The organism is Micromonospora sp. SCSIO 07396, assembly GCF_053667945.1.
The window spans coordinates 6,820,446-6,844,173 of sequence record NZ_CM132210.1; the positions used below are offsets into that span (position 1 = coordinate 6,820,446).

The 23,728-nt window shown below is 67.6% G+C and carries 19 protein-coding genes and 1 pseudogene; 15 read left to right on the forward strand and 5 right to left on the reverse strand.

Annotated features, from left to right (window positions below; translation table 11 throughout):
• The first annotated feature begins 56 nt into the window (after positions 1 to 56).
• The 6 genes from ACWCHM_RS30105 to gap all read left to right on the forward strand — a co-directional run bounded on the left by ACWCHM_RS30105 (position 57) and on the right by gap (position 5,000).
• Complete coding sequence (locus tag ACWCHM_RS30105; protein WP_204961871.1) at positions 57 to 302, forward strand: hypothetical protein; 246 nt, start codon at positions 57 to 59, stop codon at positions 300 to 302.
• A gap of 12 nt (positions 303 to 314) precedes the next feature.
• Positions 315 to 1,133: an SAM-dependent methyltransferase gene (locus ACWCHM_RS30110; RefSeq protein ID WP_204961870.1), complete on the forward strand. Its 819-nt coding sequence runs from the start codon at positions 315 to 317 to the stop codon at positions 1,131 to 1,133.
• A gap of 79 nt (positions 1,134 to 1,212) precedes the next feature.
• Positions 1,213 to 2,433: an MFS transporter gene (locus ACWCHM_RS30115; RefSeq protein ID WP_454220796.1), complete on the forward strand. Its 1,221-nt coding sequence runs from the start codon at positions 1,213 to 1,215 to the stop codon at positions 2,431 to 2,433.
• Positions 2,434 to 2,451: 18 nt separating this feature from the next.
• Positions 2,452 to 3,252 (forward strand): alpha/beta fold hydrolase, encoded by an 801-nt coding sequence (locus ACWCHM_RS30120; protein ID WP_454220798.1) that lies wholly within the window; start codon positions 2,452 to 2,454, stop codon positions 3,250 to 3,252.
• Between the two features lie 148 nt (positions 3,253 to 3,400).
• Complete coding sequence (locus tag ACWCHM_RS30125) at positions 3,401 to 3,985, forward strand: TetR/AcrR family transcriptional regulator (RefSeq protein WP_454220800.1); 585 nt, start codon at positions 3,401 to 3,403, stop codon at positions 3,983 to 3,985.
• 4 nt (positions 3,986 to 3,989) lie between these two features.
• On the forward strand, positions 3,990 to 5,000 hold the full coding sequence (gap, locus tag ACWCHM_RS30130) for a type I glyceraldehyde-3-phosphate dehydrogenase (RefSeq protein ID WP_454220802.1): 1,011 nt from the start codon (positions 3,990 to 3,992) through the stop codon (positions 4,998 to 5,000).
• Between the two features lie 201 nt (positions 5,001 to 5,201).
• On the opposite strand, the gene ACWCHM_RS30135 is transcribed toward gap, so the two are convergent.
• Both ACWCHM_RS30135 and ACWCHM_RS30140 read right to left on the reverse strand, forming a co-directional pair.
• Positions 5,202 to 6,137 carry an NYN domain-containing protein gene (locus ACWCHM_RS30135; protein ID WP_454220803.1) on the reverse strand — a complete coding sequence of 312 codons (936 nt, stop codon included), beginning with the start codon at positions 6,135 to 6,137 and terminating at the stop codon, positions 5,202 to 5,204.
• 314 nt (positions 6,138 to 6,451) lie between these two features.
• Complete coding sequence (locus ACWCHM_RS30140; RefSeq protein ID WP_204961864.1) at positions 6,452 to 6,859, reverse strand: PaaI family thioesterase; 408 nt, start codon at positions 6,857 to 6,859, stop codon at positions 6,452 to 6,454.
• Positions 6,860 to 7,008: 149 nt separating this feature from the next.
• Here ACWCHM_RS30140 and ACWCHM_RS30145 point away from each other — a divergent pair, with 149 nt between their 5' ends.
• A complete protein-coding gene (locus ACWCHM_RS30145) occupies positions 7,009 to 8,154 on the forward strand; it encodes an aromatic ring-hydroxylating oxygenase subunit alpha (protein WP_454220804.1) in 1,146 nt (381 codons plus the stop codon).
• 158 nt (positions 8,155 to 8,312) lie between these two features.
• Here the strand turns inward: ACWCHM_RS30145 and ACWCHM_RS30150 are convergent, their stop codons facing one another.
• Positions 8,313 to 8,852, reverse strand: coding sequence for a TetR/AcrR family transcriptional regulator (locus ACWCHM_RS30150; RefSeq protein WP_454220806.1), 540 nt, complete (start codon positions 8,850 to 8,852; stop codon positions 8,313 to 8,315).
• 159 nt (positions 8,853 to 9,011) lie between these two features.
• On the opposite strand from ACWCHM_RS30150, the gene ACWCHM_RS30155 reads away from it, so the two are divergent.
• From ACWCHM_RS30155 to leuS, 3 genes and pseudogenes are all read left to right on the forward strand, one after another.
• Positions 9,012 to 9,386, forward strand: coding sequence for a VOC family protein (locus ACWCHM_RS30155; protein WP_204961861.1), 375 nt, complete (start codon positions 9,012 to 9,014; stop codon positions 9,384 to 9,386).
• Positions 9,387 to 9,593: 207 nt separating this feature from the next.
• A pseudogene (locus ACWCHM_RS30160) lies at positions 9,594 to 9,692 on the forward strand (IS5/IS1182 family transposase); the annotation flags it as partial.
• 110 nt (positions 9,693 to 9,802) lie between these two features.
• Positions 9,803 to 12,268 carry a leucine--tRNA ligase gene (leuS, locus tag ACWCHM_RS30165; RefSeq protein ID WP_307821484.1) on the forward strand — a complete coding sequence of 822 codons (2,466 nt, stop codon included), beginning with the start codon at positions 9,803 to 9,805 and terminating at the stop codon, positions 12,266 to 12,268.
• Positions 12,269 to 12,400: 132 nt separating this feature from the next.
• Here the strand turns inward: leuS and ACWCHM_RS30170 are convergent, their stop codons facing one another.
• Positions 12,401 to 15,706: a non-ribosomal peptide synthetase gene (locus ACWCHM_RS30170; protein WP_454220808.1), complete on the reverse strand. Its 3,306-nt coding sequence runs from the start codon at positions 15,704 to 15,706 to the stop codon at positions 12,401 to 12,403.
• 845 nt (positions 15,707 to 16,551) lie between these two features.
• Here ACWCHM_RS30170 and ACWCHM_RS30175 point away from each other — a divergent pair.
• Positions 16,552 to 18,651 (forward strand): BTAD domain-containing putative transcriptional regulator, encoded by a 2,100-nt coding sequence (locus ACWCHM_RS30175; RefSeq protein ID WP_454220810.1) that lies wholly within the window; start codon positions 16,552 to 16,554, stop codon positions 18,649 to 18,651.
• On the opposite strand, the gene ACWCHM_RS30180 is transcribed toward ACWCHM_RS30175, so the two are convergent.
• The gene (locus tag ACWCHM_RS30180) at positions 18,575 to 19,426 is read right to left on the reverse strand and encodes an alpha/beta fold hydrolase (RefSeq protein WP_454220811.1); all 852 of its coding nucleotides are present in this window, start codon (positions 19,424 to 19,426) and stop codon (positions 18,575 to 18,577) included. The two genes, ACWCHM_RS30175 and ACWCHM_RS30180, sit on opposite strands and share 77 nt — an antisense overlap.
• A 265-nt stretch (positions 19,427 to 19,691) precedes the next feature.
• Here ACWCHM_RS30180 and ACWCHM_RS30185 point away from each other — a divergent pair, with 265 nt between their 5' ends.
• The 4 genes from ACWCHM_RS30185 (at position 19,692) to ACWCHM_RS30200 (ending at position 23,719) form a co-directional block, all read left to right on the forward strand.
• Positions 19,692 to 20,705 (forward strand): aldo/keto reductase, encoded by a 1,014-nt coding sequence (locus ACWCHM_RS30185; protein ID WP_204961856.1) that lies wholly within the window; start codon positions 19,692 to 19,694, stop codon positions 20,703 to 20,705.
• Positions 20,706 to 20,846: 141 nt separating this feature from the next.
• On the forward strand, positions 20,847 to 21,860 hold the full coding sequence (locus ACWCHM_RS30190) for an amidinotransferase (protein WP_454220813.1): 1,014 nt from the start codon (positions 20,847 to 20,849) through the stop codon (positions 21,858 to 21,860).
• A gap of 3 nt (positions 21,861 to 21,863) precedes the next feature.
• Entirely contained in the window at positions 21,864 to 22,859 is a 996-nt protein-coding gene (locus ACWCHM_RS30195) for a fatty acid desaturase family protein (protein ID WP_454220815.1), read from the forward strand.
• Positions 22,856 to 23,719, forward strand: a complete 864-nt coding sequence (locus ACWCHM_RS30200) for a hypothetical protein (RefSeq protein ID WP_204961854.1) — start codon at positions 22,856 to 22,858, stop codon at positions 23,717 to 23,719. Before ACWCHM_RS30195 ends, ACWCHM_RS30200 begins: the two co-directional genes overlap by 4 nt.
• Positions 23,720 to 23,728: the final 9 nt, after the last annotated feature.

Sequence of the window (23,728 nt, forward strand, 5' to 3'; positions counted from 1 at the left end):
ATCGTGCTGATCGTCGGTGGCCGCCGCCATGTCGACAGGTGAAGGGAATCTCGGAGATGACCCAGCAGACAACGACCCCGATCAACCGGATCAAGGAATGGATCCTCGCCAAGCACGAGGACCGCGTCGAACTCGCCGCCGACGAGGATCTGATCGACAATCGCCTCGTCGACTCGCTGTCGTTCGTCGAGTTCGTCTTTCTCATCTCGGAGGTAAGCGGTATCGAGATCGACATGGACACGCTCGACATCGGTGAGGTTCGCACCCTCTCCGCCATCCAGAAGCATTTCCTGGCCGCATAGAAAGGTGAACCGGTGGACCAGATCTCCTACACCGCCCAATGGACCGCCGCCGCCCGCGCACAGGAGACGGAGCGGCCCGACGGCATCGTCCGCGACGAGTACGCCCGGCAGTTGGCCGAGCCGCGCGGTTTCGAACTGCTCGAACACTACCGGGGCGCCGGGGTGGTCGACTTCGTCGCCGTGCGCACCCGCTACATCGATGACGCGCTCGTACGCCTACTCGCCGAAACCGGCATCCAGCAGGTCGTTATGCTCGCCAACGGCATGGACGTTCGCACCCACCGCCTCAGGTGGCCGCCCGGCGTCACGGTGTACGAGGTCGACCACGATGCCCTGCTCGACGAGAAACAGCGGCGCCTGGCCGAGCTCGACGCCGAGCCGCAGGTTAACATCGTGTCGATCGGGGCCGATCTGGCCGGCGACTGGCTGACGGTGCTGACGTCGGCAGGGTTCGTGCCCGACGAGCGTACGTTGTGGATCGCCGAAGGGCTGATCTTCTTCCTCACCGAGGCGCAGGCTGGGCGGCTGCTCAGGGGGGTGGCCGGCGCGAGCCAGCCGGGCAGCCGCCTGGTTCTCGATCTGGCCAGCGCAGCGCTGCTGCGCCACCCGATGACCCAGTCGTTCCTGCAGCGTCTGCGCGACGATGGCACGCCATGGCAGTTCGGCACCGACCATCCGGCGGAGTTTCTGGCCGCGCACGGCTGGACCGTCCGGGACCTGCGGCAGCCGGGCGAGCCGGGCGCCGGCGAAGGGCGTTGGCCGTACCCGGTCGCGCCGCGCGAGGCACGCGGCGTCCCACGGAGCTGGCTGGTCAGCGCCGATCTTTCCTGAACGTCTTTCCCGCTGGCCTCGAAACGGCGCGACCCCGAATCTCAGAAAATCACGTTACTTCGCTGAATATGGTAGTGAGATGATCAAGTCTGGAAATAGATCCGGTGGCCTGCCCTGGCAGGCGCGCATACTGGTTCTGACGCTCGGCACGTTCGTCGTCGGAACCGACGGATTCATCATCGTCGGCCTCTTGCCGGAAATCCACCAAACGCTGGGGATCAGCATTGCGGCGGCCGGCCAGATGGTGAGCGCCTTCGCCATCGCGTACGCGCTTCTGGGCCCGGTCCTCGCCGTACTGACCGGGCGCTGGCCGCGTCGCCGGACCCTGGTGACCGGGATCGCGCTGCTCGCCGTCGGCAACGCCGTGACCGCCTCGGCGCACGCGTACTGGCTGGTCCTCGCGTCACGTGTGCTCGCCGGATGCGGTGCGGCGCTTTTCGTGGCGAGTGCCGTGGCGACCGCGGCGTTCCTCGCCGGCGAGGAACGCCGCGGTCGAGCGATCTCGATGGTGACCGCCGGGGCCACCCTGTCGCTGGTGCTCGGTGCGCCGCTGGGCACGCTCATCGGTGGGGCGTGGGGCTGGCAGCGGGCGATCTGGTTCGTCGCCGGGGTCGCCGCAGTCGTCGCGGTCGTACTCAGCTTCCTGGTTCCGGCGATCGAGCCCGACCGGAGCGCGTCCCTGCGACAGCGCCTCACGCCGCTGACCGACGGGCGGGTGCTGCGGATCCTGGTCGTCACACTGCTCGCGTTCATCGGGGTCTTCCTGCCCTTCACCTACATGAGCGCCGTCTTCGCGCCGGCCCTCGACGGCCACGAATCCCGGCTCGCCCTGCTGCTACTGGTGTTCGGCGTCGCCGCGACGGCCGGCAACCTCACGGCGGGGTGGCTGGCCGACCGGTACGGCCCGCGCCAGGTCGTCATCGGTGCCACCGTGGGCATCGCTGTGGTGTGCCTGCTGATGCTCGCGGTCCGAGACCAGTTCCTCCTCGTGGTGGTCGCCGAGGCGCTCAGCGGCGTCGTGTCTTACTCGGTCATCGGGCCACAGCAGTACCGCATCATCGCGTTCGCGCCGCCCGGCGGGGCACCGTTGGTCACCTCGCTCAACACCTCGACCGGCTATCTCGGCCAGTTCCTGTCCGGCGTCATCGGCGCGGGTCTGATCTCCACCACCGGCGCCGCCACCTTGTTGCCAGCCGCAGCGGGCTTCGCGGGGCTGGCCGCGCTGCTCACGTGGGCGCTGTCCCGGCCGCGATGGGAGGCTGCCGCCGAACCCGGGGCAGTCGCCACCGCCGCGAAGTAGACAACGAGAGGAAAGCGCATGTTGAGCATCACGACGCAACGCAGTGTCGACGTCGCGGGTATCCCGGTTGGCTACCACGTCGCCGGGGAGGGACCGGGCCCGGAGCTCGTCCTTGTGCACGGTGGCACCGGGCACCCGGAAACCAGTTTCGCCAGCCTGCTGGAGCACTTCACCGGGCGCCGTCGGACGATCGTGCCGGGTTACTCGGGCAGCAACCTCACCCCGCTCCCCCCGCACGAGCTCACCGTCGACATGCTGGTCGACCAGGTGGCGGGGGCGCTCGAGGCCGGTGCAGAAGGCCCGGCGGACGTCTTTGGAATCTCCACGGGCGCCGTCGTCGCCGCCGCGTTGGCCGGCAAACGGCCGGATCTCGTACGCCGGGCGGTCCTGCTGGGCGGGTTCGAGCACTTCCGCCAGCCCTGGCAGCGGCTGCTCATGCGTACCTGGCTGAGTCTGGCCAAGCTCGACGGGAATGCCTTCGCCGAGTTCACTCTCCTACACGTCGTCTCGGACACGTTCATCGATTCGATGAGCCCCGGCGAGCGGCTGCGGCTACGGTCGGGCCTGATGCCGTCGGAGGGCCTGGTCGCCCTGCTAGAGCTGATCAACAGGCTGGACATCAGTGAGCACGTGCGCAACATCAGGTGCCCCACGCTTGTCGTTGGTATGCGGCAGGACCAGCTCGTGCCCGTCCGCTACGCCCGCGAGTTCCGCGACGCCATCGCAGGTAGCGAGTACGTAGAGCTGGACTGCGGGCACGCCGCAGCCATGGAGAGGCCGGCAGAGCTCCTCAAGATCATCGAAGAGTTCCTCGCCTGACTCCGGGTCCTGTCCGATTGGCGTGTAGGGCCGCGTGGACCTCCGGCTGGCGCAACCGCATGGGCCTGACCGCCCTGGCTGGTCAGCGACGACGACTCAGTCGGGCCGTTCCGGGGCACCTGTACCTACTAGTAGGTACACTGGTCCGGTGGATTCGAGGAAGCTCCTGGTCGACACGATGAGTGAACTCATGTGGGAGCGCGGCTACTCCGACACCAGCCCGCGCGACGTGCGCGAACGGTCAGGCGTCGGCCAGGGCAGCATGTACCACCACTTCCCGACCAAGCGGGATCTGGCGCTCGCCGCGCTTGAGCGTAACGTCGACGACCTGGTGCCGGCCGGGTCTGAACTCGACGGCCTGGGCGACCCGATGGCCCGGATCGAGGCGTACCTGATGCGCCCACGCGACGTCCTCAAGGGCTGCAAGGTCGGCCGGATGACCCAGGATCCGCAGGTCCGGGAGGACCCGGTGCTACTTGCCCCGGTGTCGCGCGCGTTCGCTCAGGCACACGCCAACCTGGTCGGCGTGCTGCGGGAAGCGATCGCCGCACGCGAACTGCGGGACGACCTCAACCCCGAGCAACTCGCCCACACCCTGATGGCCGTCCTGCAGGGCGGGTACGTGCTCGCTATCGCCCAGCAGGATCCGGGCCCGTTCGACGACGCCCGCGCCGGTGCCATCGACCTGCTCCGGGCCGCGTCGCCTTCCGTGCTCAACCAAGAAAGGAACTGAAGCCATGACGGTACGCATCGGCATCAACGGGTTCGGACGGATCGGGCGTAGCTATCTGCGCGCTGCCCTGGCGAACAACGCCGACGTCGAGGTGGTCGCGGTCAACGACCTCACCGACGCCCGTACGCTGGCCGCACTGCTCGAGTGGGACTCGGTTTCCGGCCACCTCGACGATGTCGCCTTCGACGGCGACGCGATAGTTGTTCAAGGCACGCGCATCAGGGTTTTCGCACAGTCCGATCCGGCCGCCATCCCCTGGGGCGAGGTGGGTGCCGACGTCGTCATCGAGTCCACCGGCCACTTCACCGACGGCTCCGCCGCGGCGGCCCACCTCAAAGGGGGCGCGAGGAAGGTCATCATCTCGGCCCCGGCCAAGGGGGACGTGCCCACGATCGTGCTCGGGGTGAACGACGACAGGCTCGATCCGGAAGGCCACGACGTCTTCTCCAACGGCTCGTGCACCACGAACTCGCTCGCGCCGTTGGCGAAGGTGCTCAACGACTCGTTCGGCATCGAATCAGGACTGATGACGACGGTCCACGCCTACACGAGCGACCAGCGGCTCCACGATGGCCCGCACTCCGATCTTCGCCGGGCCCGCGCAGCAGCCCTGTCGATCGTTCCCACGTCGTCGGGTGCGGCGAAGGCTATCGGAAAGGTCATCCCGGAACTCGACGGGCGTCTCACCGGGGCCGCTCTACGCGTCCCCATTCCGGCGGGCTCAGTCACCGATCTCACCGTGGTCCTCCGTCGGAGTGCCGATGTCGAGGAGGTCAACGCGGCGTTCCGCGAGGCGGCCAACTCCCCGCGGCTACGGCACTACCTTCAGTACTCCGAGGCGCCGCTGGTTTCGGCGGACATCGTCGGCAACCCCTACTCGTCCATCTTCGACGCGCCGCTGACGGCGGTCGTCGGCAACCAGGTCAAGGTGTGTGGCTGGTACGACAACGAGTGGGCATTCTCCAACCGTCTCGTCGAATTCTCCGAGCGGATCGCCGCGACCGCAGTGGCCTGACGCCGAAGACCACACGACGTCAGATCGGCAGGGAGGCAATGAATCGAGGCTGTGAGCCAGGCATCTGGTTTGTCGTCGCCAGGTGGTGAGGTTCCCCGGTTTACCGGCGGCTCCGCGGGACCTGGACCGGCACCTGCCTCACCTGCCACCAACCCGTGAAACCCTTACACCGCAGCAAACGCCACAGAACCTAACAAAGCGTTACCATGCCTGGTCATACTGCTCCCAAAACCGTGCCCGAAGCTGGTGTCGCACGGCTTCACTCAGATCGACTTCACCGAGCCGTTCCGACAGGTCGGTCAGTAGGGCTTTGTCGATGTCGCGTGGGATCGATGGTTTGCCGGCGGTGAGTTCCGCCAGGGCCTCCGGCGTGGCGGAACTGCGGAAAGTCGTCAGGACGTTGGTGACGACCGAGCCGATCTGTTCGGCGAGGTCAGGAGGCTCCTCGTGATTCGTCGTGCCTGTCCTGACATCCAGGGCTCCGCTGGCGGCGGGCGCGGATGACAGGTGGGGTGCTGGTGAGCCGTCCTGTGCGGTGAAGTCCGTCAACGGGGCCTTGGCGCGCTGGTGCCCGCCCAGCGACACCGCCATCGGTGACGGCACCGCCGAGGGTGTCTCCATCTTCGTCACGGCGGTGTCGATGGCGTCCGGGAATATGATCTTGAGCCCGTCGGCCGCCCGGATCAGATGCCGGCTGATGCCATGGGGCCGGTCCTGCCCGTTGGGGACGGCGAGCAGGATGACCTGTACCCCGTGCACCTGGGCCTCCTCCACGGCCTCGGTCAGATCGTCGTCGCCCGAGACGAGGACGAAGACGTCCGCAACCGCGTTGCGTGCGTGCATCACCAGGTCGAGCCCAATGCGCAGGTCGACACCCTTCTGCTGGCCGTCCACGCCGAACCGGCCGAGTCGCAGCTTGACGTTGGGTAGTTCACCGATGAACTGCTGCGAGCCGTCGGGTACACCGTCTTTCGCGGAGTCGTACCAGTGCACGCGCAACATCGGCAGCTCCGACAGCGCCTCGGACTGCTGGACCAGCGCGTCGATCAGTGACTCGTAGTCGACCTGAATCCCGTTCCGCAGCGACGTCCCCGTCACCCGGACCGCTGCGGCGCTGAGCAGGTAACCGACGTCCACGTACAGGGAGCATTTAGGCCTCACGATCCACAGGATGCCACCCCCGTGCCGCAACCATCGAGGCCGCAGCCCAGCGGTGCAGCTGCGGTGCCCGCAGGCAATGGCATCCGCGATCTTGACATCGCGCCGTCCTGGGGTCGGGGCGTAGCACCACGCATTGATCAAGGACAGGACCAAGCGGACGGCCAAGCCGGCGATGAGGGATCGTTTCAGGAACGACGCCCAGCAGCCGGCCGCCGGCGCTGGCGCAGTTGACCAAGCCCCGAGCTGTTGGGCCGCCGCGGTCGTTGGTCTCCGGAACCGTCAGTCGAGAACTACGACCGGGCGGAGACCACCGTGCCCTGGGCGATCGCGCAGAGGGTCTCCTGGTCGTCCTGCACCGAGTAGATCTCGCACTGGCAGACGGCCTGCCGCTTGCCGACGCCCTTGGCCACCGCGCGGCCGACCAGGACCGCCCCCGTGGCTGGCTTCAAATAGTTGATCTTGAATTCGGAGGTCAGCGCGTTGCCGCCCAGTGCCAGCCCACCGGCGAAGGTGATCGAGTTGTCGGCCAGGTAGCTGAGCACGCCGCCGTGCACGTACCCGTGCTGCTGCTTGAGCTGGTCGGTGATGGTCACCGACAACTCCGCGCTGGTCTGACCGACCCCGGTGAGCCGCGCGCCGAGGTACTGACTGAACGGCTGCGCGTCGAACACGCTGTGCGCGAACTGCTCGAGATCCATCGTTCCTCCGGACACCGGCCACATTGACAGGGTGCGCTCACCAGCGATAATCGGTGAAAAGTGTGCTGACGACTCCCGATTGGATTCTAACAGGGCACATCGACCCGCCGCCCACCGGCGGCGGGCCCCGGATCTAAGGAACGTGTCTGATGAATCACCAGGAACAGGTAGAAATTATGAAGGGCCTTTTCGCACTGCGCGAACAGGGCCGCGATCAGGAAATGCTCGGCCGGGTCGTCGAGGTGCCGGTGAGCAACTACACGAACGCCGACATCCTCGACCGCGAACTGGCTGGCGTCTTCCGCGACTACCCTCTGGTGGCCGGGCACGTCTCGAACGTCGCCGAACCGGGTTCCTACCTGTTGAGCGACTGGAACCGGATCCCCTACGTGGTGACCCGCGATCGGCAGGGCCGGCTGCGCGCCTTCCTCAACCAGTGCCGACACCGGGGCGCCCGACTGGTGAAGGGGGACGAGAAGCAACTCAAGGCGTTCGTCTGCCCGTTCCACAACTGGGTGTACGACCTCGACGGCTCGCTACGCTCGATCAGCCGGCAGGAGGACTTCCCCGGCATCGACCCCGACCAGTACGGCCTGAAGGAGTTGCCGGTCACCGAGGCGGGCGGCCTGATCTGGGTGCACCCGGACCCGGCGGGCAACCTCGACCTGCGGGCGTACCTGGGCCGGATGCTGGACGACCTGGTGGAATTCGAGGTCGACCAACTCGTCCGGTATCGCAAGACCAAGGTGGTGAAGAATGCGAACTGGAAACTGCTGATCAAGACCTATCTCGAGGGTTACCACGTCCCGTATCTGCACCGCAACACCCTGTCGAAGGCATTCCGGAAGGGCGTGCTCTCCTATTTTGAGGACGGTCCGCACATCCGCATGTGCGCCGCCCGGTCGAATATCGAGGAAGCCCTGACGACCGAGCCCGACTCGTGGCGAATCCTCGAATACGCCTCGGTCTACTACGTGCTCTTCCCGAACACCTTCTTCATCATGCACCCGGACTACGTCTCGATCAACATCTTCTGGCCGGAGGCACCGGACCGGACCATCTGGACCCACGAAATGATGTACCGGGCCGCCGACTTCCCGGGCGAGGAGGGACAGGCGGCGCTGGCCAAGCGCTTCGCCTTCACCAACGACGTGGTGTTCGGCGGGGAAGACTTCGCGGTGGCCGAGGACGTCCAGGAGAACCTCCGCTACGGTGCCAACGAGGTGCACACCCTGGGCCTGGCGGAGGGTCTGCTCGCCATCTTCCAGCAGAGCATCGACGACCGCCTGCGCTGAGAAACCGACGAACGGCCCCGACGCGCTGGCGTCGGGGCCGTTCGCGCCGCGCTCGCCCGGTCACGGCCGCCCCTGGGGCGGAAGGGCACCGGCGAAACCGCCCCGACCTCGCGAAACCTCCAAGAAAGCCAACGATGAGGGCCTTCGGTACCCGCCCCTTATGCCGGGCGAGGCTGAACGCCGAGAAGGCCGAGGGCATCCTCGACGACGCGCGCGACGAACACCGCGTCGAGTGGCTCGCGGGAGAACCAGCGACGGTAGAACAGCGGGCCGGCGACGGCGGCGGTGACGTCAGCCGGTCCACGGTCCGCAGTGAGCTCACCCCGAGCTCGCGCGCGTTCGGTCACCACACCGAACGGAGCCAGCAACCGGGAATGCAGATCCGCATGGAGCCCGGCCAACTCGGGATCCCGCTCGGCAACATCCACGATAGAGGGAAGAACCGTCGCCCAGCGCGCACTTCGCAGCTGCTCGGCCAGTTCCTCGGTCAAAGCGGTGAGATCGCCGTCGAAGCTGCCGGTGTCGGGAACCGCTGAGGTCGACCCGATCGTCGAGCAGGCCTCAACCAGCAGCGCGGCACGCGACGGCCAGTGGCGGTAGATCGTGGTTTTGGCCACGCCGGAACGTCGTGACACCTCGTCGATGCTGACGCCGCCGATGCCGCCGGCCGTCAGCAGCTCGTACGTCTGGGCGAGCACTGCCGCCTTGGATCGCTGGACGCGGACGTCGACGGAGTCCCCGGATCGGGCCACCTTGTGATCTCCCCATCTTTCATGACCGGAAACAGTACGCTACGGTAGCGTAGCGTTTCTGAGGGCTGGATGGTCCGGCTCACCGAAGATAGTCGGGAGAACGCCATGAAGTTCGCCTCGGTCCGTCTCGTTACCGACGACCTGCCCGCCCTGGTCGCTTTCTACGCCGCGCTGACGAACACCGAGCCGGTGACGCCCTTCGGGCCCGACTATGCCGAACTGCACACCGAGGGCGGCATCGTCGCGCTGGCCGACGGCACCGCGGTCAAGCGTTACAACAACGGAGCGGCCGAGGCCGCCGCCAACCGGTCCGCGATCCTCGAGTTCGAGGTCGACGACGTCGATGCCGAACGCGCCCGCCTGAGCGAGCAGGTCACCGACTGGGTTCAGGAACCCACCACCCAGCCGTGGGGCAACCGGTCGATGCTCTTGCGCGACCCCGACGGCAACCTCATCAACCTCTATTCCATCGGCCACTGAACGGCCCGGGTAGATGAAAATCAGCGGCAACACTCTTCATCGCCGGCGCCACCTCCGGCATCGGACTCGGCCTCGCCGTACGACTGCGGCAACGGGGTAACACCGTCATCGTCGGCGGGCCGCCGCGCCGACCGGCTCGCCGACATCCGCGCCGAACGCCTGGACGTCGACACCGTGGTCGGTGCGCCACAGTGGCAGTTCCGTCCAATCCTGGTCAAGCTACGCTGCTGCCCACACCGAGCGACCGCGATCATGCAGGCCGTCCTCGTCCTGCACCACGTCGAAGCCGACCGCTACGCAGGATGAGAATGACTCATTGACCCTGCTCGTCAGCCCGCCGAGATACTGACCTACAGTGGCATGGGGCGAGCCGTTGCCGATCCGCGTACCCATTGAGCCGTGAGGAGTCAGCGCACGTGGAGGAGAGCTATAACCCCCATGCTTCCGTTGATAGGTGGCAGAAGGTTTGGGCTGATCAGCGCGTCTTCGAGGCGGAAGGGCTCCCCGACGATCGGCCCCGCTCCTATGTCGTGAGCATGTTCCCGTACCCATCGGGCGATCTTCACATGGGCCACGCCGAGGTGTACTCGATCAGTGACGGCATCGCTCGGTTCCTTCGCATGCGAGGGATGAACGTGTTGCATCCCATCGGCTGGGACTCGTTTGGTCTCCCTGCCGAAAACGCGGCATTCAAAAGGAATCTCGACCCGCGCGACTGGACGTATCGCAATATTGAGGTCCAAGCGGAGTCATTTCGTAAGCTGGGCGTATCGTTCGACTGGCGCACTCGCTTTCACACGTCTGACCCCGAGTACTACCGGTGGAACCAGTGGTTGTTCCTGCGTATGTTCGAGCGTGGTCTGGCCTACCGCCGTTCCGCCCCGGTCAACTGGTGCCCGGTGGACCGGACCGTGTTGGCCAACGAACAGGTCGTCGCCGGTTGTTGCGAGCGGTGCGGCAGCCAGGTTGAGACGCGTGACCTGACACAGTGGTTTTTCCGCACGACCGCGTACGCGCAGCGCCTGCTCGACGACATGAGTGAGCTGAAGGAAACCTGGCCGGCGGACGTGCTGGCGATGCAGCGGAACTGGATCGGGCGGTCCGAAGGCGCCCACATCGACTTCGCCATCGTTGGACGGGACGAGCCGGTGCGGGTCTTCACGACCCGCCCGGACACGATCTTTGGAGTTACGTTCTTCGTCGTGGCGGCCGATTCGCCGCTCGCCGACGAGTTGTGCGCGCCGCAGCGACGAGCGGAGTTCGAGGCGTACCGGGCCGGGCTGCGGACGACCTCGGAGGCTGACCGGCTCGCCACCGACCGACCCAAGACGGGGGTCTTCCTCGGCCGCTACGCTATCAATCCGGCCAACGAGGAACAGATTCCGATCTACGCTGCGGACTATGTGCTCGCCAGCTACGGCACCGGGGCGGTCATGGCAGTGCCGGCACACGACCAGCGCGATCTCGATTTCGCCCGGGCGTTGGGACTTCCGGTGCGCGTGGTCGTGGACACCGGGCAGCCCGAACCAGCCGAGACCGGGGCGGCGACCTCCGGCGGCGGCACGCTCGTCCGTTCCCGCCATTTCGACGGCATGTCATCCGACGTCGCAGCGGCGGCGATCGTGCGTGAACTCGCCGAGCGGGGCTTCGGCGAACCAGCCGTGACCTACCGGCTGCGCGACTGGCTGCTGTCGCGGCAGCGATACTGGGGGACGCCCATTCCCATCGTCCACTGCGAAAATTGCGGCGAGGTGGCGGTGCCGGACGAAGAGTTGCCGGTCCGGTTGCCAGAGTCCGGTTACCAGTTGCGGTCCGATACCGGGCAGTCGCCGTTGGCCAGCGCGAAGGACTGGGTCGAGGTCGCGTGCCCCAGTTGCGGCCAGCCCGCGCATCGCGACACCGACACGATGGACACTTTCGTCGACTCGTCGTGGTACTTCTTGCGCTATCCCAACCCGCACTACCAGGACGGGCCCTTCGACCCGGCCGGCATCCAACGCTGGTTGCCGGTGCACGAGTACATCGGCGGCAAGGAACACGCCACCGGCCATCTGATGTACGCCCGTTTTCTCACCAAGGTTCTTCACGACCTGGGGCATCTGCCCTTCGTCGAACCGTTCGTAAGGCTCACCAACCAGGGCCAGGTAATCATGAACGGTAAGGCGATGAGCAAGAGCCTCGGCAATCTGGTCAACCTTCAGGATCAGATCGCGCAGTATGGCCCGGACGCGGTCCGGGTGACAATGGTCTTCGCTGGCCCCCCTGAGGAGGACATCGACTGGGCGGACGTGTCACCAACCGGCGCCGTGAAGTGGCTGACCCGGGTGTGGCGGCTGGCTGGCGAGGTTGATCCGGCGACCATCGATGCCGATCCAGCTCAGGGTGACAGGGATGTACGTCAGGCAGTCCACCGCCTGATCAACGACGCGACCGCGATGATGGAGAGCAAGCGGCTCAACGTGGCGATCGCCCGCTTGATGGAACTCACCTCGGTGCTGCGGCGGGCTGTCGATCGGGGATGCGGACCGGCCGACCCGGCGGTGCGGGAGGGAACCGAGTCCCTGACGCGCATGCTCTCCTGCTTTGCACCGTTCACGGCCGAGGAGGCGTGGGAGCGGCTTGGCCGGCAACCCTCAGTCTGCTGGGCCGGCTGGCCGGAGGCGGATCCGGATCTGGTCGCGACGGAAACCATCACCTGCATCGTCCAGGTGGACGGCAAGTTGCGGGATCGAATTGACGTACCGGTGGATGTTTCCGCGGATGCGCTGCGCAGCCTTGCGCTGGCTTCGCAGAAGGTCCGGCACGTGCTGCAGGGGGCTGCCGTCGCGAATGTCATCGTCCGCCCGCCCCGGGTGGTCAATGTGGTGTCCGCACCGCACTGAGTCGGCACCACAGCTCGGCGTGCACGGCGGCATCCGTATGCGCGGTATGGAGCGAGCCGCTGATGCCCGCCGGACAGCGACCGGGACACTGCTGTGGTCACCGCCGAATCAGGGTGTCCCGGGTGCCGTCCCTCATGCCCTGCCGTCGTGGTGGATCCTATTCGCGTCGCCGCTGTCCTCTCCGACCTCGACGAGCAGTCTCGCCACGTCGTGGTCGGAGAGTTGGTCGATCTGTTGAATGAGCCGGGCGACGTCGGTGACCCGGTCGGCTCCACCGGTCTGCCGCACCACCGTCGCGAAGGTCTCCACCGTCGACGCGTCGAACAGGGCCCGGATGGAAAGGTCGACACCGAACATCGCGTTGACCCGGGAGACCACCTGCCCGGCGAGTAACGAGTGACCACCGAGAGCGACGAAGTCGTCATGGACATCGATGTCGCCAGCTTGGCCCAGGACCTGGGTCCAGGTGGCGGCGATCACCGCCTCGACGGCGTCTCGGGGATGCTGCCTGACCGTCCGGGTGGCCGTCCGGACGGGGGGCAGCGAATGCCGGTCGATCTTGCCATGTGCCGTGTTCGGCAATTGGTCCAGCGGGACGAAGGTGGAGGGAATCATGTAGTCGGGTAGACGGTTGGCGAGATGCTCGCGCAACGTATCGGTCGCGAGCCCGGCCGCGCCCGGTCCGGTGATGTAGCCGACGAGGCGGGTCTGGCCCTGCTCGTCCTCGTACGGTGTCACCACGGCGTCCTCGATGCCCGGGTGCGCACGGAGCGCGACCTCCACCTCCGCGGCCTCGATCCGGTGCCCCCGGAGCTTGATCTGGTGGTCCAGCCGGCCGAGGAACTCGATGTCCCCGGTGGGCGTGTACCGGACCCGATCGCCCGTGCGGTAGAGACGTCCGCCCGGCACCGGGGAGAAGGGGTCGGGGACGAACCGCTCGGCCGTGTGGCCGGGCCGCCCGAGATAGCCGCGGGCCAGTCCGGCACCGGCGATGTGCAGTTCACCCGGAACCCCGACGGGGGCCGGAAGTAGGTTGTCGTCGAGCACGTAGGTTCGCAGGTTGTCGATCGGACGCCCGATCGGAGGGGGGCGGTCGGGCGACGTACCGGCGCTTGCCGGCGAGACAACGGCCATTGTCGTGACAACGCTGGCTTCAGTCGGACCGTAGTGGTTGACCACCGTGTATCCGCAGTCGGGGCGAGGTCTCCCGCGCAACACGTCTCCCCCGACGAGAAGCGCGCGTAGCGCCAGACCGGAGGGCGGCGGCAACCGCAGGACCTTATCGGCCAGCGGCGTCGGCAGGAAACTGGCGGTGATCCGCTGCCGCGCCAGCCAATTGAGCAGCAGGTCCGGCCGCAGCCGGTGCTCGTCGTCGGCAATGTGCAGGGTTGCGCCGGCCGTCAACGTGGGCCAGATCTCCCACACCGACGCGTCGAACCCCGCTGCGGCCACCTGTGTGGTGTGGTCACCTGCCGTCAGCCCGTAGCGCTCGACGTGCCATGCCACCAGGTTGCTGAGCCCGGCGTGGGGCACCGCGACACCCTTGGGCCGCCCGGTCGATCCGGAGGTGTACAGGATGTAGGCGAGGTTGGCCGGATCGGGATGCGGACCGGGATCACCTACGGTCGGCGATTCGTCGGCGGACGCGTCCCGGTCGACGTGTAAGACCACCCGGTCGGCCGGGTGCGGCAGGTGGTCATCAAGCTCGACTGTGGTTATCACGGCGCGGGCCCCGCTGTCGGTCAGGATCTGTTCCTGCCGCACGACGGGATAGCCGGTGTCCACCGGCACGTATGCTCCGCCGGCCTGAAGGACGGCCAGCAGCGCCACAACCAGGTCCGCAGTGCGCGGCAGACGTACCGCCACCGGCACGTCCGGACCCACCCCCAGCGTACGCAGGCGCCCGGCGAGCCGGCGGGCGCGCTCAGCGAGCTGCGCGTAGGTCATCGCCTCCCGCCCGTCGATCACGGCGATCGCATCCGGGCAGGTGGCTGTCCGGAGGGCGACGAGTTCCGGGACGGTCTGCACGGGGTGCTCCCGTGCCGTCGCTGTCCACTCCGTGATCTGCCGACGATGTTCCGCTGCGGACAGGATCGACGTTTCGTCCAGCGGTCGGCGTGGATCGTCCGCGAGCTTGGCGATCAGCGTCTTCAGGTGTCCCGACCATCGGGCGACGGTGGCGTCGCTGAAGCGGGCCGCCTGATAGTCGATCGTGCCGGACACCCCGTGTGACCCTCGGCGTAGCGTCAGGGCTAGCTCGGATCGAGCGATGACATCGTCGAGATCCAGCGGCCGTACCGTGATTCCGGGAAGCCGGATCGGGTGGGGCCGCTCCGCCGCGATGTCTACCGTCACCGGAAGAATCGGCCAGGTCTCCGACGCTGCGCCCGAGAGTGAGCCGGCGGCCACACCAGCGGAGGTGGACCGAGAGGCCAGCACGTCGGCGGCCAGGTCGACGGCGTCGGCGAGACGTCTGACGCCGGACAGGTCCAGCCGGACCGGTACCGGTCCGGCCAGTCGACCGATCAACGGGGCGTCGCCGGCCTGGTTGCGGCCGTCCACCAGGTATCCGAGCAGAATGTCGCGCTGCCCGTTGAGCCGGCCCAGAAGGATGCAGACCACGGCCAGCAGCACCGCGTCGTGGTCTTCGGGCCGGGCCGCCCCGGGCTCGATCCCCGGACCGGCCGCAGCGGTCAACCGTGTCAGGGTGCCATGCGCGACGCTGAACCTACGTCGCCGACCGGCCGCGTCGGGAATGTCCCGCCGTGGATGGTCGGCGAGCAGCCGGACCGGCTCCGGTGTGCCGGCCGGCCAAGGCTGCCCCTGGTGGGGTGCGGCCGGGCGCGGGGGGACGGCAGCAGTGCCCGGGTGGAGCGTCACGGCGGCGTATTGCACCGGTGGTGGCAGGAGCGTGGCCACGTCGCGCTTCGTCCCCGCTCGGTAGAAGGTCGAGATCTCCCCACAGATGATGTCCACGGACCGTTCGTCGGCCACCAACCCGTGCATGATCAGCAGTAGACCGTGTCGGTCGGTGCCCAGCCGTACCACCCGGGTCCGCAGAGGTGGCTCGGTGTCGAGGTTGAACGGCTGCCAGGTCGCCTGATGGGCGTGCCGGCGGAGGATCTCCTGCCACGTGCTGCGGGGGCTGCCGGCTTCGTTGATGACGGCGAAGTCGACGACGCTTTCGTCGCAGGCTATGGCGACCGGCGCACCGTCGTCGTGCTCACGAAAGGTGGTGCGCAGTATCGCGTGCCGTCGGACGACGCACCCAACTGCATCACGCAACCGTTCGATATCGAGCGGACCAGACAGCACGTAGCCGCGGAACAGGTGTTCCGCCGGGGATTGCGGAAACAGCCGAAGCTGCCGCCATAACGCTTGGAGGTGGATTGGCAGTCGCCATGTCATCGGCTGGTCGATGTCGCGCCCCTGCCCCACCGTTCCTCCCCTGCGGATCCGTGGCCCCGTTCCCATCATGGAGACCCCCACGCCCGGAAAGTTGACCGGGAAGGGACACGAGCGGCTCCGAACGGACGACTGAAAACACTGCTCATGGCGATCGGTGGCGCATCGGTACGGGCGACTTACGGACTCACTGCCGGTGCCGTACGGGAAAGCGATCCGCTGGTGCCTGAAGGTCAGGGTGAAGGCGTGCCTGGAACCGGGTCGGTGGTCGGCCGGCCAGGACGGTGTTGAGGAGGTCGGCGGCCATGGGCCTCGGACGGGTACGCCTTGTCGGCCGGCCGGCAGTATGTCGGGGTGGATCCGTGGTCGGTCTCCACCGGGGCGGGGCGTCGCGGGTGGTGGTCGGATCGTGGCGCTTCCCGTCCCCGGCCGACCAGCTCAGCCCTGTCCCGACAACCGGAGGACCACAAGGGGATCACGCCCACCGCCACGACAGGCGGCCCGCAGGCACGCCCTCGACCTAACCGCATCGAACAACAGCGATCAACAACGCAGGGCCGAAAGCGCCGACCTCAGCGATGAATGATCGAGGTTGGGATTTCGAGACATCCCTTTAGGTCGGTGGGGAGTCTCCTAACGCCCACCGGACCAGTCCGAGTTTACACCGTGCAGAAGGTTATGCCGCCGGCCATCGTCGGAGTGGTGGGACCTTCCTCTCATTGACATAAGCATAGATCAACTGTAATGTCTGCAACCGAATCAGCAGAGCACGGGGGTAGCAATATGCTGAGCGCATTTTGCCATTATTCGGGCAAGTCTGGTTATTCCGAATCTGAACCGCCGATAAAGGGTGTCGGGGCTCGGCGGGGTATCGGCCGATGAGCGCCACCCAACGGCGTGCCGCGGGTTCGCCGGACTCGGTCGGGCAGCGGGTCCGGGCACTGCGACGCCGGGTCGGCCGGACTCAGGAGGAGTTGGCGGCGGAGGCGAGGATCAGCCTCGGGGCCCTGCGTGACCTGGAGCAGGACCGGGTCACCCAGCCGCGCGCCAGCACGCTGCGTCGGATCGTGGCCGTGCTGTGCCAGTCCCCGGCGGAAGCGCACGAGTTGATGCGGCTGGGTCAGGGCGATCCGTTGCTCGCCCACCACCTGCTCATCAGGGTGCTCGGGCCGCTGACCGTCGAGGTGGACCGGGTGCCGGTGGACCTCGGCTCGGAGCCGCAACGGATCCTGCTGGGCGCGCTGGCGGCCAGACCCAACACGGTGGTGAGCGTCGAATCGCTGGTGGAACTGATCTGGGGCGCCACCCCGCCGCCAACGGCCGTGGACCTGTTGCGGTCCCAGGTTTCGCGACTGCGGCGTAAGCTGCGGTCCAGCCGCTCTCCGGGGAGCGGTAGCGGTGTGCTGCTCGCCAACCGTGGCGGCTATCTGCTCTCGGTGGAGGACAACCAGATCGACCACCTTGTCTTCGAGAGCGAGCTCGAACGGGCCCGTTGCGATCGGTATGACGGCCAGTTGGAGTCCGCCCTCAAGGCATACCAGCGGGCGATGGCCATGTGGCGCGGAGACCCGCTGGCCGACCTGCCCGTCCTACACCTTGAGCCGCCGGTCGCTGCCCTGGTGCGCCAGCTGCATGCGGCGATCCTCGACTACGCCGACACGGCCGCCGCGATCAACCAGCACGAGCAGGCGTTGCCCTTGCTGTACCGGATGGTCGAGGCCAATGCGCTGCACGAGCCGGCGCACGCGCGGCTCATGGTCGCGCTGGCCGCCACCGGCCAACCGGCCGCCGCTCTCGGCGTGTATTCCGGCCTGCGCGAACGACTCGCCGGTGAGTTGGGCGTCGACCCGGCACCCGATATCCAAAAGGTGTACCAGACGATCCTGAGCGGCCACACTCCGGGCGAGGACGCGCCCGCCGATCCGCCGTCGCCGATAGAGGTGACGGATCGTGCCGACGACACCACCCTGACCGTACCCACCCAACTGCCACCCGACTCGTTCGGCTTTGTCGGCCGGGCGGCGGCTCTGGCTCAACTCGACGCGATGCTGGAGGCGGCATGCCACCAGACCACGGGGACACCGATCGCGTTGATCTCGGGCACAGCGGGCGTCGGAAAGACCACCCTGGCGGTGCACTGGGCACACCAGGTGGCCCGCCGGTTCCCCGACGGGCAGCTCTACGCGAATCTGGGCGGATTCGGACCGGATGCCACCCCGGCCCAGTCCAGCCAGGTACTGGAGAGCTTCATCAGGTCCTTGGACAGCCGAGCGCCGGTGCCGCCGACGCTGGCCGAGCGTACGGTGGCGTTCCGCAGCCTGTTGGCGCGCAGGCGGATGCTCGTCGTGCTCGACAACGCCCGCGACGCGGAGCAGGTCCGCCCGCTCCTGCCCGGCTCTGCCGACTGCTTCATAGTGGTCACCAGCCGGGATTCCCTGCCCGGCATGGCGGTGATCGAAGCGGCGACGCCGTTGCTGGTCGATCTGATGAGCGTGGGGGAGGCGCGGGCCCTGCTGCGCAGCCGGCTCCGCGCCGACCGGCTGGCCGTGGAGCCCGATGCGGCGAACGAGTTGATCGAGCTGTGTGCCCGGCTACCGCTAGCCCTGGCCATCGTGGCTGCCCGAGCCGCCACCAACGCCGACCTGCCCCTTGCCTACCTGGTCGAGGACCTGCGGACGGAACGTGTGCTCGACGCGCTCCGGCACGGCGACGCCGCGACCGATCTGCGTCGGGTGTTCTCCTGGTCGTACCTCGCGCTGGACGGGGCGACCGCCGGCCTGTTCCGGGCCCTGGGCACCCGTCGCGAGCCGGAGATCGGCCTGGCCGACGCGGCCGCCCTCGTCGGCGGCCCGGTCGACCGGATCCGCCAGCACCTCGGCGAGCTGACCCGTGGGCAACTCATCAAGGAGTACCGTCCCCGACGGTACGCACTGCACCGTCTGATGCATGCGTACGCTGCCGAACTCGCGGCGGCGTGACCGGTGCGGGCTCGTCCTCGGAAAGGAAGGCGAGCATGAACTGGTTCACTACGTCCGGTCTTTCCATCGGCAGGTGATGGGAGCCGTTGGGCACCACCCCCAACCGGCCCTCCGGCAGCGCCTGGTACATCGCCGCGGCGTGCGCCACGTCGACGATGTCGTTGTCGCCGATCAGGATCAGGGTTGGTGACCGTACGCCGGCGAGCCGATCCAGGGTCAACCCGGTCGGGGCGCACCACAGCCGCTTCAGCTTGTCGAGCACCACGGCGAAGTGATCGGGACCGTCGGGCGACAACCTCTCGTACGCCTCGGTGTAGGCGGGTATCGCCCTCGCGGTCAGACCGGACATGTATTCCACCGTGCCGGGCCGCAGGCCATCCAGGTTCAGCGCCTGTCCCATGAACACCAGGCGGCGGACCCGCTCGGGCTCACCCATGGCGACCAGGAGCCCGACCAGGGCGCCGTCGCTCCAGCCCACCAGGTGCGCGGTGGAGATGCCGAGCGCATCCATGAACGCTGTCGTGTCGCGAGCCATCATCTCGTACGACAACCGGCCTGGCACGTCCGGCGTACGGCCGTGCCCGCGGCGCTCCGGCACCAGCACGCGGTACTGCGCGGCCAGCGCCACGGTCTGCGGCTGGCACATCTCCGCGGTGCACAGCCCGCCGTGCAGGAACAGCAGCGGCTCGCCGCTGCCGCGCTCCTCGTAGTACGTGCGGACGCCGTTGACGACGACGTAGCCCTCCCGGGTCCCTCCACTCTCCACCCCTGGCATCGGATCTCCAATCCCTCGGAAGTGCAGGCATTGTGCCGCGGGGGCGATCCCGTACCCGGGCGGCCCTCACCCCGTAGGCGCTACAACGGCCGTACCGAACCCGCGTGCGGGCCTGCGTCGCATCACTGATCAGCGTCCCGGCGGTGGCCGGGGCATCGCAGCGCTGTCGACTCGACGTCAGGTCTCTGGTGCAGCATCGAGACAGGCGATCGAACGCTGCGCGGCTGGCTCACCGGCCGCATCTCTACCTCGTCCGGAGGCGCGCATGGAGACCAGGGTCGGCAACGCAGCACGGTCGCTCGGTCGTCAGGGTCTGTCGACCTTTCCCGTCGGCCTCGGCTGCATGGGTATGTCGCAGGACTACGGGCCGGCCGACGAGCAGGAGAGCATTGCCACGATCCAACGTGCCGTCGACCTCGGCGTCACGTTGATCGACACCTCGATGAGCTACGGGGCAGGTGGAAACGAGCGCCTGGTCGGACGCGCTCTGGCGGGGCGGCGCGACGAGGTGGTGCTGGCGACCAAGTTCGGCATCGTCCGGGACGTGCCGGGCGGCCCGGCGCGGGTTTCCTGCCGGCCGGAGGACATTCCGAAATACTGCGACGCCTCGTTGTCGCGCTTGAACGTCGACCACATCGACCTGTACTACATGCATCGGATCGACCCGCAGGTGCCGATCGAGGAGACCATCGGCGCGATGGCCGAGCTGGTCACCGCCGGCAAGGTTCGCTATCTGGGGGTGTCCGAGACCGGTCCTGAGGAGCTGACGCGGGCCTTCGCCGTACATCCGATCACGGCTGTGCAGTTCGAATGGTCGATGTGGTGGCGCGACCCGGAGGACGACGTGGTTCCGGCGGCCCGGCGTCTGGGCGTCGGTCTGGTGCCGTACAGCCCGCTCGGCCGGGGCTTCCTGACCGGCGCGGACCTGGGTACGGAGCGGCTGACCGCCGACGACGACCGGCATCTCGACCCACGACTGCACGGCGAGCACCTGGCCCGGAACCGGGCCATTCTCGACCGGATGCGGCAGCTCGCCGCAGAGCTGCAGGTGACCCCCGCCCAGTTGGCGCTGAGCTGGCTGCTGGCGCAGGGCGATGACGTCGTGCCGATTCCGGGGACGACCCGTCGCAGCCGTCTCGGAGAGAACGTCCGGGCCGCCACGATCAACCTCTCCCGCTCCGACCTGGAGCGGCTGGACGAGGTGGCGCCCCGGCACGCGTGGTCCGGCGACCGGCAGACCTTCGCGCCGTACCGCACCGTCCGCAGGCCGACGCAGTAACGGCGACCCGGCCGTGTGAGGCCCATGGAGGAGCCCCCCTTGAAGATCGACCCGTCACCCGTCCCGTATCCCGGGGCCTCCCGTTCGTGCGAGCCGGCGAACCCGGTGATGTCCCACAACGAGTGGGACCCACTGGAGGAGGTGATCGTCGGCATCGTCGACGACGCCACCTTCCCCCCGTGGCACCTCACGCTCTCGGCGGTGCTGCCGGCACAACATCACGGCACCTTCCGCGATCGGGCCGGCCGGCCGTTCCCCCTGGAACTGGTGGAAGCCGCGCGCCGTGAGTTGGACGGGCTGGCCCGCCTCCTGGAGGCGGAGGGGGTGACCGTCCGCCGCCCGGAGCCCCTGCCCCAACGACGCGGTTACACGACCCTGGACTGGACGAGCACCGGCATGTACGCGGCGATGCCCCGAGACGTGCTGCTGGTGTTGGGTGATCAGATCATCGAGTGTCCGACGGCGTGGCGGTCGCGCTACTACGAGACACTCGCCTACCGGCCACTGATCAAGGAATACTTCAGGAACGGTGCCCGCTGGAGCACCGCCCCCAAACCGGAGCTCAAGGACGAGCAGTACGACCTGGACTGGGCCGAGCCCGGTGCCGGCGAGCCGCAGCGGCTCGTGGTGACCGAGTTCGAGCCGACCTTCGACGCCGCGGACTTCATCCGGTGTGGCCGTGACATCATCGGCCAGAAGAGCCACGTCACCAACGATTTCGGTGTGCAGTGGCTGGCGCGGCACCTCGGCGAGGAATACCGCCTGCACATCTTCGAATTCGCCGACGCGCACCCGATGCACATCGACGCGACGCTGATGCCGCTGGCCCCCGGCAAGCTGTTGGTGAATCCGGAGCGGGTGCCACAGGTGCCCGAGCTGTTCAAGGACTGGGAGATCATTCCGGCGCCCCAACCCGTCATGCCCGACTCGCACCCGCTGTACTTCACCAGCAAATGGATCAACATGAACCTGCTGTCACTCGACGAGAACCGGGTGCTGGTCGAACGGCAGGACGAGCCGATGATCTCGGTACTCAAGAAGCACGGCTTCACGCCCGTCAAGTGCGACTTCCGTCACTTCAATTCGTTCGGCGGATCGTTTCACTGCGCAACCGTCGACGTTCGCCGACGCGGGAGCCTGCAGTCCTACTTTTAGGAGATGACGATGCGGGTGTGGAAGAACTCACCGCTCGACTCGATCCTGGTCGCCTACAGCGTCGTGCACCTGCTGGCGATGTTCTGGTTCGCTGCCGCGTGGGATTCTGCCGCAACGGGCCAGCGGGCGGCGATGGCCGTCGGTACCTGTTTTCTGATCACCTACAACATCATTGTGGTCACCCACCTTTTCACCCACCAGCCGTGGTTCGTTTCCGGACGGCTCAACGCGCTTGTCTCGCTGATCAATTCGATCAACGTCGGACAATCGGTGCAGGCGTACCAGTTGACGCACGTGCGTAACCATCACCGTTTCAACAACGATGTCAAGGGTCCGGACGGTTCCACCAGAGACCTCAGCTCCACCTACCGGGATGGTAAGGCGGGTGAGCATGCGCCGTTGATCAGTTACGCCGTCGGTGGAGCAGTGTCCTCCCTGGTGGGTCGGGCCCGGGAAGTGCTGGCAGGGGCATGGCTCTGGCGAGTGCGCCGCACCGAGACGACGATCATGTCCCTGGTGGCACACCGTGAGCCGCGTCAGGGACGCGAGCTGCGGCAGGTGCAGCTCGACCGTGCCGCGCACTGTCTGTCGCTGGTGGCGTTCGCCACGCTGTCCTGGCGCTGGGCCCTGTTCGGCTACCTGCCGGCCTTCTTCCTGGCGCTGATTCTGGTGAACATCCAGAACTACTACCGGCACTACGGCGCCGACCCGCACGACCGGGCGGCCGACTCGGTGAGTCACTACGGACGCCTGTACAACCTGCTGGCCTTCAATGACGGCTACCACCAGGAACACCACCTGAGCCCGACCACGCACTGGTCGAGGCTGCCCGCGGTTCGTGAGAAGGCGCGCAACCGGCTGGACGCCACGACGCGCATCGTCAGCCCGGTACCCGCGATGGTGGGGTTCCTCGACGTCCGCCGCGCGCTTCTGCATCGGAGCGCCGGCGTGGGCGGGGATGCCGCAGCCTCCGGACCACGGCGCAGCGGCAGCCGATGAGCGTCCAGAGCACCGGGCCGTTGAGCGGCCGTACGCATGCCCCGGAGCAGTTCCTTCTCGCGGAGAGCCACCGCGTCGTGGACGTGGACGCCGTCTTCGCCGTACTGCACGGAGAGCTTGCCGCATACCGCGTGAGCGGGTTCGTTGATCCTGCGGACTGCCGGCGGATCAGCGACAATTTCGCGGCGTCCCCGATGCGTACCCCCCGTTACGGCCAAGGGGAGGACGGTGTCGAGGGCTACTTTGTCGGGGCCTCCCACATCGAGAAGACGACCGAGAGCTATCTGGACGAGGTCGAACGGTTCGCCCACGCGGTGACGATGTTGTGGGAGGGCACGCGCGACGCACTGGGAGACTTCCTCGCCGTGCTGCGCGGGCACCAGCCCCCGGTGCCGATCAGGCCCGCTGCTCACGGCGGGCGGGCCGCAGGCAGCGCAAAGGCCGTCTGCTGGACCGGTACCGGCGAGTTCCTTCTGCTGCCGCACGACGATCTCGCCCAACTCAGCGATCCGCTGCAGGCGGGATTCGAGATCCAGACAGTGCGTCGGGTGATGGCGATCAACTTCTACCCGTACGTGCCCGCCGGCACCGGCCAGCTGAAGCTGTGGAACCTGGAGCCCGACGACGAGTCCCGACGCCGGCTGGGCCTGGCCCACAGCGGCTATCCGTACCCACCGGAACTGTTGCGGGAGGTGCCGAGCCTCGACGTGACGACAGGCACCGGGGATCTGTGTGTGATCAACGGAAATCTGGTCCACGCGGTCCTCGGCGGCCGGGCAGCGCCGGACGCCGGCCGACGCCTGTTGCTCGCCTGCTTCAGCGGGCTGAACGCCGACAACGAGATGATCTGGTGGACCTGACCCGCCCGA